This is a genomic window from Burkholderia sp. B10 (assembly GCF_004368385.1).
Taxonomy (GTDB): domain Bacteria; phylum Pseudomonadota; class Gammaproteobacteria; order Burkholderiales; family Burkholderiaceae; genus Burkholderia; species Burkholderia vietnamiensis.
Genome location: NZ_PQMX01000069.1, coordinates 23640 through 31271, shown reverse-complemented (window position 1 = coordinate 31271; position 7632 = coordinate 23640). Strand labels below are relative to the sequence as shown.

Annotated in this window: 6 protein-coding genes; 2 read left to right on the top strand and 4 right to left on the bottom strand. The window is 63.9% G+C overall.

Annotation, left to right across the window (positions count from 1 at the left end; translation table 11 throughout):
- Positions 1 to 412: 412 nt before the first annotated feature.
- Positions 413 to 838: a TOBE domain-containing protein gene (locus C3Y15_RS25725; RefSeq protein WP_124260273.1), complete on the top strand. Its 426-nt coding sequence runs from the start codon at positions 413 to 415 to the stop codon at positions 836 to 838.
- A 284-nt stretch (positions 839 to 1122) separates the two neighbouring features.
- Here the strand turns inward: C3Y15_RS25725 and C3Y15_RS25720 are convergent, their stop codons facing one another.
- From C3Y15_RS25720 to C3Y15_RS25705, 4 genes are all read right to left on the bottom strand, one after another.
- Positions 1123 to 2184, bottom strand: a complete 1062-nt coding sequence (locus C3Y15_RS25720) for a DMT family transporter (protein ID WP_059453402.1) — start codon at positions 2182 to 2184, stop codon at positions 1123 to 1125.
- An 876-nt stretch (positions 2185 to 3060) separates the two neighbouring features.
- On the bottom strand, positions 3061 to 3729 hold the full coding sequence (locus tag C3Y15_RS25715; protein ID WP_059453403.1) for a ProQ/FINO family protein: 669 nt from the start codon (positions 3727 to 3729) through the stop codon (positions 3061 to 3063).
- A gap of 807 nt (positions 3730 to 4536) precedes the next feature.
- Entirely contained in the window at positions 4537 to 5028 is a 492-nt protein-coding gene (locus tag C3Y15_RS25710) for an NAD(P)H-dependent oxidoreductase (RefSeq protein WP_124260272.1), read from the bottom strand.
- 127 nt (positions 5029 to 5155) lie between these two features.
- Positions 5156 to 5809: a TetR/AcrR family transcriptional regulator gene (locus C3Y15_RS25705; protein ID WP_124260271.1), complete on the bottom strand. Its 654-nt coding sequence runs from the start codon at positions 5807 to 5809 to the stop codon at positions 5156 to 5158.
- Positions 5810 to 5893: 84 nt separating this feature from the next.
- Between C3Y15_RS25705 and C3Y15_RS25700 the strand changes: the two genes are divergently transcribed.
- Positions 5894 to 7018, top strand: a complete 1125-nt coding sequence (locus C3Y15_RS25700) for an MBL fold metallo-hydrolase (protein WP_124260270.1) — start codon at positions 5894 to 5896, stop codon at positions 7016 to 7018.
- The last annotated feature ends 614 nt before the right edge of the window (positions 7019 to 7632 follow it).

The window sequence follows — 7632 nt, the reverse complement described above, 5'->3', positions numbered from 1 at the left end:
GGGTTCGGCGGCGGCGGCATCGGCATCGGCATCGGCATCGGCATCGGCATCGGCATCGGCATCGGCATCGGCATCGGCATCGGCGTCGGCGTCGGCGTCGGCCTCGGCGGCACCAGCACCAGCATCCGCGGCGGCGGCTAAGTCGGCAATGGGTCGGTAAGTATCCGCGTGGCGGCAAGGCGCGACGAGCGTGTCACGTCTACTGCCGCTCCGCGGTCGCGGTTGCGGTTGCGGTTGCGGTTGCGGTTGCGGTTGCGGTTGCGGTTGCGGTTGCGTTGACGTTCACGCGTAATCGCCGTTGCGGAGAATACCGCGCCGACATCGCGCCGCCCCCGCATTCCCGATAAACTCGTCCGCGGTTTTCGTCCTTCGCTCGCCGCGCGTCGCGCGGCTCACTTCCCGGAGAGTCCTCATGCGAACCAGCGCCCGTAACCAATTCCGCGGCCGGATCGACGTCGTCAAGCCCGGCGCCGTCAACGACGAAGTCATGCTGCGTACCGACAATGGCCTCGAGATCGTCGCCGTGATCACGCACGGTAGCGCCGCGTCGCTGGGCCTCGCGGCGGGGACGAACGCGTTCGCGCTCGTCAAGGCGTCGTCGGTGATCGTGATGGTCGACGTCGACAGCAGCAAGGTATCGGCGCGCAACTGCATCGCCGGCACCGTGTCGTCGATTGCGAAAGGCGCGGTGAATTCCGAAGTCGTGATCCGCGCGGCCGGCGGCGCCGAGATCGTCGCGATCGTCACCAACGATAGCGTCGATCGTCTCGGTCTCGCGAGCGGCAAGGCGGCATCCGCAGTCTTCAAGGCATCCAGCGTGATCGTCGCCGTCGCGTGATTGGCCGTTCACGCAGCTGAGCGCCGTAACGACCCAGCGTTGGTGCCCGCCGTATGCGTCGGCTACGCAAACCAGCTTCCGGGTGGCGCGACAAGAACGATGCTTTGAAGACGTCCGCCGCGACGTCGTCGGCCTGGCCGCCACGCATTAGCGCCGGCATGTGCGAGCGCGAAGTAAGTGCCGCGCTCGCACCGAATGATCGGCATCGATATCGCCGGGAGACGAGGAACGACGCCCCATAAACGGTTACCTTGCCGTCCGGGGGGACCATGTCCGCGTGTCTGTCAGTGCCGATGACGGTGATGAATGTCCGGAAAATGCGCGTGACTGTGCGTGATCGGCAGGTGCACGTGCGGATGCGTGTGCGGCTCGTTGCCGTCGTACGGAAAGTCGTGCGCGTGCTGATGGTGTTCGTCGTGACGATGCCGGTGCGCGTGTTCGAGCCGCTCGTGTGCGTGCTCGTGTTCGTGCCGCTCGCGCACGTGCAGCCAGATGCCGAGCGCCATCAGTGCGGAGGCGGCCCAGAACGTGACGGACGGCAGCGCCGGCCAGATCAGCAGTGACAGCAAGACGCCGAACAGCGGCGCCACGGAGAAGTACGCACCCGTGCGTGCACTGCCGAGGTGGCGCAGCGCGACGACGAACAGCACGAGACTGATGCCGTACCCGCCGAGTCCGGTGAGCATCGCGGCGAGCGTAATCGGAACGGTGGGCAACGCGGCGCCCGTCGCGAGCGCGATGGCAATATTCACCGGACCAGCGACGAGGCCCTTCACGCATGCGATGACCATCGCGTCGTTCGCGGCGACCTTGCGCGTCAGGTTGTTGTCGATCGCCCAGCACAGACAGGCGCCGGCGATCAGCAGCGCACCGGCCGGCACGCCCGCCTGGGCCGGCGCCCACGACAGCAGGATGCCGCCGGCGACGATCGCCACCATGCCGCCGAACACCTGCAGATCGACGTTCTCGCGGAACACGACCCACGCGATGACGGCGGTCAACACACCTTCCAGATTGAGCAGCAACGCGCTCGTCGCGGCCGGCGTCGTCGACAGCCCGAGCATCAGCAACGCAGGGCCTGCGATGCCGCCGGCCGCGATCGCACCGGCGAGCCAAGGCAGCTCGGCACGTTGCAGCGGTGCGGCGCCATCCGTCGACGGACGGTGCCCGCGCAATGCGCGGAGGCCGATTACAACCCCGAGGCCGACACCGCTGCCGAGATAGAAAAGACCCGCGACCATGAACGGCGACATCGTACCGATCAGCGCCTTGGCGAGCGGCGTCGCAGCGCCGAACAAGACGGCGGCCGTGAGCGCGACGAGAATCGCGGAATGTCTGGGGTTCATGATGCGGATTGGCGTTGAGTGTCGGGAGTGGAATCGGTATTGTGCGCCGGGAGATCGGGCCAGCGGGCGGCGGGCAGTGCTTCAGCGAAATCGGTATTGCGGTGCCTTTATATCGAGTGCTGGGCGGCGTGATTCGGATGAGCTTTCGGCTGTGGGTGGTATTGCGTCGCGCGCATGATGCGTGCCGGCGCGGCGGTTCGGGCGAGACATTATGGCGGTTGCGCCGCGCGGCGACAATCGACGTAAGGCAATCGCGACGCGGTGTAGCGATAGCGCACCGGGGCTCGCTGACGTGCTGGCCGATCGGGCGCGGCGAAGCCGATCTCTGCGATATGGATTCGTGCGGAGCTACTCGGCCGGCTCTTCGTCGGAGATCTGTCGGCGTGAGTCGCACCCGGGTGTGGCGATATCAGTAGAACGAACTGTTATTGTTTGCGGTAAATCTGTTCATGAGGTCGCAACTTGCGATTGCGTATACGGCTTCGTATCGCATTTATATCCGCTCGATGCGATTGATGCGTTGCCTGCGTCGTCGCGGTTCTGCGGTTCTGCGGTTCTGCGGTTCTGCGGTTCTGCGGTTCTGCGGTTCTGCGGTTCTGCGGTTCTGCGGAGCGGCGGGCGGGATAGTTCGTCGATTGGGGTCGACAGCCAAGCGCGCGGCGACAAGGCAGACACCAGTGACCGACGGGTCAAGTGCCGTCGACCGCCAGGCAGTTCGATGCCGGTGCGATGATGGAAATCAGATGATGGTGGTGTTGTGGGCAGCGCAGGTCGCACCGACGCGCCCTCTAGCATTCGCCGGTCCGTCACACGATGCGCTGCATGCGCAGCGCGGGCTGGATGTTGCCGCGCGCTCGCGCGGCAACACATCGGGCGTTACTCGTTCGCGGCCGTCTGCTGTTCGGCCTGCGGTGCTGCGTCCGACGGCGCATCCGTCGGTGCGTCCGCGGGTGCCGGCTGCGATGCCGCTGAATCGACAGGCGCCTGTGCTTTCGGCTGCTGCGGTGCACCCTTCGCTGCCTGCGCCCCGCCCTTGCCCGGCCGGCGCGATTTCAAGCGGCGCGCGCGCGCGGCATCGTCGTGCGTCACGCGACCGGCTTCGTTACCTTGCAGATCGACCCGCACCGCGTCTTCGACGAGACACGACCAATAACGATTGCCGCGGCACCACGTGGACATCGCTTCGCGCAACTCCGCTTCGCTCAGCCCGACGGACTGCGCCTCGCGCGCGAGGTCGTCCCAGATGCCGACCTTCAGGGGCACCTTCGGAGCCGGATTCTTCGGGAATGCGCGCGGGAACCGACGCTGCAGCTTGCCGATCGCGACGATGACCGGATCGACCGGCGTCGACGGTTTCGCCGAAGCGGGCTTGGCGCCGGACGGCGCTTTGGCCGGGGCACCCGATTTGGCCCCGCGAGCCGGCCGGTTGCCCGACTTGGGCTTTGCACCGGCGTCCGGTTGCGTTGCCGGTTGCTTCGCGTTGCGCTCCTGCTTGGCCTTAGCTGCGAGCTGCGCCCGCAATTCGGCAAGTTGTTCAAAACCCATAAATTCAATCCACCAGGAATATAAGGCGTGGTTCGTGCAGCCGCTTCGCACATCGACATGCCGCATCGCATGCGGCTTGTTGCCGCCGATGCACGCGATTGCGGGGCCGCATCGCCATCGCCGCTGTTTCAGGCACCCGGCCACGATGCCGGAGAAGGCAGGAGTGGAAGTATACCGGTACGCGCGACGGTCGGTTCGCCGACGGGTTCATATTTGGCCGGAACCGCGGCCGCGGGGCGTCCAAATCGGCGTGCTGCGCATTATCGCTGCGTTTTCGTCGAATAACGACCGTACGTTACGTAGCGCCGCTTTACCCGCGTTTGGGGTGTGGTGCGCAATGCATGTAACGCGTGCGTTGGTCCGCCGCGCGAAATCTCGACGCTGTCATTGGCGGCGGTGGCGTTCGCATGTCGCATTACGGGTCATTCAGCATATGGCGGTGCCAGCCTTTGCATGCTGCGTGTCGCGCGGTCGGTGCATTCAGCGATTCACGTCACACGCGGCCGTGGTGGGCTTGGTTGCGTGCGCATCGATATGCATTCGCGTGCCATGTGGGTGCTCGTACGATGGCGGCGACGGGGCGCGCCATCGGGCATCTCCGGTCGACGGCAGGTGCCGACGACGATCGGCAGCATCTACATCGGATCCGGCAATACAACGGAAATTGGCGCAGTGCGCCTCGTCCTCATTACATCGAAGCTGCGAATCTTCCAATTGGTAGCAACGGAGCCGCGTATTGGGAAGCGTCGCGTATGGGCCGGAGGTTGCGATTGCTTCGTATCAAGGGGTTCGCATTGACGCCGTCGATCAAAACACGCCAAGCGCTAACCCGGCAGCAAGCGCTGCACCGATGTCCGCGCAGCGCTCGAGATCCTCGCGGTCGATCATTTTCGGCGCGAGGATGCGCTCGGGCGTCTGCGCGTGGGTGCAGACGATCAAGCCCGGCACCACACACCTGAGCCGCCATCCGGTCGCGATTCGATCGATCTGGCGCAGCGCGTTCTGTCCGTCGCTGCCCGCACAAATCATCGCCGCATACGGACGACCGTTCACGCGATCGACCACCTCGTAGTAACAGCGATCGAAGAAGTCTTTCATGATCCCGGACATCGCCGCGAGATTTTCCGGCGTCGCGAACAGATACGCGTCGGCGGCGAGCACGTCGTCTGCGTGCGTCACGTCGGCACGCTGCAGCCGAACGTCGACGTCCGGCTGCTCGCGCGCCGCGGCGGCGGCCGCTTCGACCATTTGCCGTGTGCCTCCGGTCATCGTGTGATAGACGATCAACAGCGTCTTCATCTGTATTCGCTCTCTCTATTCGGTCGCGTCAGATTCAACCGCGCCGATGGCGGGTAGCGGAGTGCGCGTGGGCCCGCATCTGCGCGCTGTCCAGTTGCGGCGCGTGACTGCTGCATTGGATACCGGATTAGCCCCGCGCCGGCGCCGACGAATCCGCGTCGGCCGGATGGCCGTAGTACGCGAGAAACATGTCCGCGGCCGCTTGCGCGACCTTTTGCTGCTGCGGAACTTCGAGCGGCGGCTGGCCAAGCGTCACTTGCGGCCAGAACGCGAACGCCTTCACGATGCCATGGAGTTGGTGGGCAGCAAATTCCGGATCGGGAGCGGACAGGCGACCGGCCGCCGCGGCCGCGCGGATCCAGACGGTCAGATCCTCCTCGCGTTCGCCAATGCGCTCCACCATGTCGCGTGAACGTTCCGGCGAGTGAATGACGGCGCCGATCGCAACGCGTGCCAGTGCGAGAAACGCTTCGTCGCTCAGCAGCCGCAGTTTGCGGTCGAGCAATACGAGCAACTGCTCCCGCAGCGGCACGTCTGCGCGATAAGCGGACACGCCGACTGCGCACGTCGCATCCCATAAGCGATGCAGGATCGCGGCGAACAACGCCTCCTTGCCGGGGAAATGGTTGTACACCGTGCGCTTCGACACATTTGCGCGCGCGGCGATGCGATCCATGCTGGTCGCGTCGTAGCCTGCCGCGAGAAATTCCTTGATCGCGGCATCAAGGATGGCCGCTCGCTTTCTTTCGGTCAGGCGCTCGGAGGGGGTGTTCGTATTCATGAAAGAAATTCTACACCGTCGAGTTTACTTCTCGCCCAACAGGTCTACACTGCTCGGTGTACTTTTATTGACCGGAAATCAATTATGGCGTCCCCGCTCGTTTTTCTTCATCGGGTCCTCGGCATCGCAGCCGCGAGGCGTGGCCGCAACTTGTCCGGCGGCTCGCCACAACACAATGGCGAGCGCTTCCGCAACACGACGGCAAGGCCCGCGGAGAGTTTTGGCAAGACGCTTCGCATCGCCTGGAACATGCTGTTCAACAAACCGCGCAACACGGTGCCGACGGGCGTTTTACCAATCGATCCGCTTACTCGCGAGCAACTCGACGCAGCTCCGGATCGGAGCCTGTATCGGCTCGGGCATTCGACGTTGCTATTCAAGTTGCGTGGCGAATTCTGGTTAACGGATCCGGTATTCGCCGAGCGAGCATCGCCGTTTCGGCGCGTGGGCCCGAAACGCTTCCATGCGCCGCCGATTGAACTCGGCGATCTACCGCCGTTGCGCGGCGTGATCCTTTCCCACGATCACTATGATCACCTCGATCGCGATGCGGTGTGCGCGCTGGCGGACACCACGAGTGTCTTCGTTACGACGCTCGGTGTCGGCGACCGCCTGATCGAATGGGGCATCGACGCCGGGAAGGTGCGCCAGCTCGACTGGTGGCAAAGCGTTGACGTCGCCGGCCTGACGCTCACCGCGACGCCCGCCCAGCATTTTTCGGGGCGCAGTCTATTTGACGGCAACAGCACGCTGTGGGCGTCGTGGGTCATCGTCGACGATGAACTGCGCGTCTTCTTTAGTGGCGACACCGGGTACTTCGACGGCTTCCGAATGATCGGTGAGCGCCTCGGACCGTTCGATGTGACATTCGTCGAGACCGGGGCGTACGACCCGCAATGGCCATACGTGCATATGCAGCCGGAGGAGACGGTCCAGGCCCATATCGATCTGCGAGGACATACGCTGATTCCGATTCATAACGGCACATTCGATCTCGCGATGCATTGCTGGCACGAACCGTTCGAACGTGTCACCGCGTTGTCGGTCGCCCACGGCATTCAATTGTCGACTCCAAGGATGGGCGAACGGGTGGATCTCAACGAGCCGCACCGCGGCGAACGGTGGTGGCGAGCGGTTCAGCAGATGTCGACAGCGCCTTCCAAGAAGGTATGGCGATGGCCGTTGTGCGCAGCGCGATCGGTAAAGTAGACGGACGGGGTCGGGGCTGCGATGCGTCGATTTGCCTGCAGCCCGTGACGTTAGCGCATCTCGCTCCTGAAGACCCATGCGAGAGAACAACCAATTGGCTTCGGCGACGAGTCCGCTGTGGCTCAGCGCCGGATTGTCGATCACCCTGCCGGGAATCGTGTCGTCACGGGCCTTAGTGTCAGAGGCATAGATTTCGATTCGGCAGCACCCGCCTCTCGCCGATCCGAGGTGGCGCCTTTTCAACCACGAACGTTACGTCCCGTCGTCATCGGTCGGACTAATAGTTGCGCGCCCGCACTGTGTTGTCACGTGACAACTGCCCAATACGTCCGTGCGGAAACGACTCCGCCGCGCGATCGAAATGTATCGCACACGACAAAATACGTTTCAAATACAACGAATGCAGTCATATTGAGGATGCCCTCGAGAATTTCAGACCCGGTCGCGCATGCGCCCCTAATTCAAGCCGGCAATGGCCGATCTTCCCGTGAAACAACATGAAGAATGCCGGGCAAACCATTGCAGGATAAGGGTTTCCGCTTGCGCCCGCTTTTTGGACAAATGTTTCACGGCCAGTAAGCCGCCGTGTCTAGTTGTCACATCGTCGCCGAGAA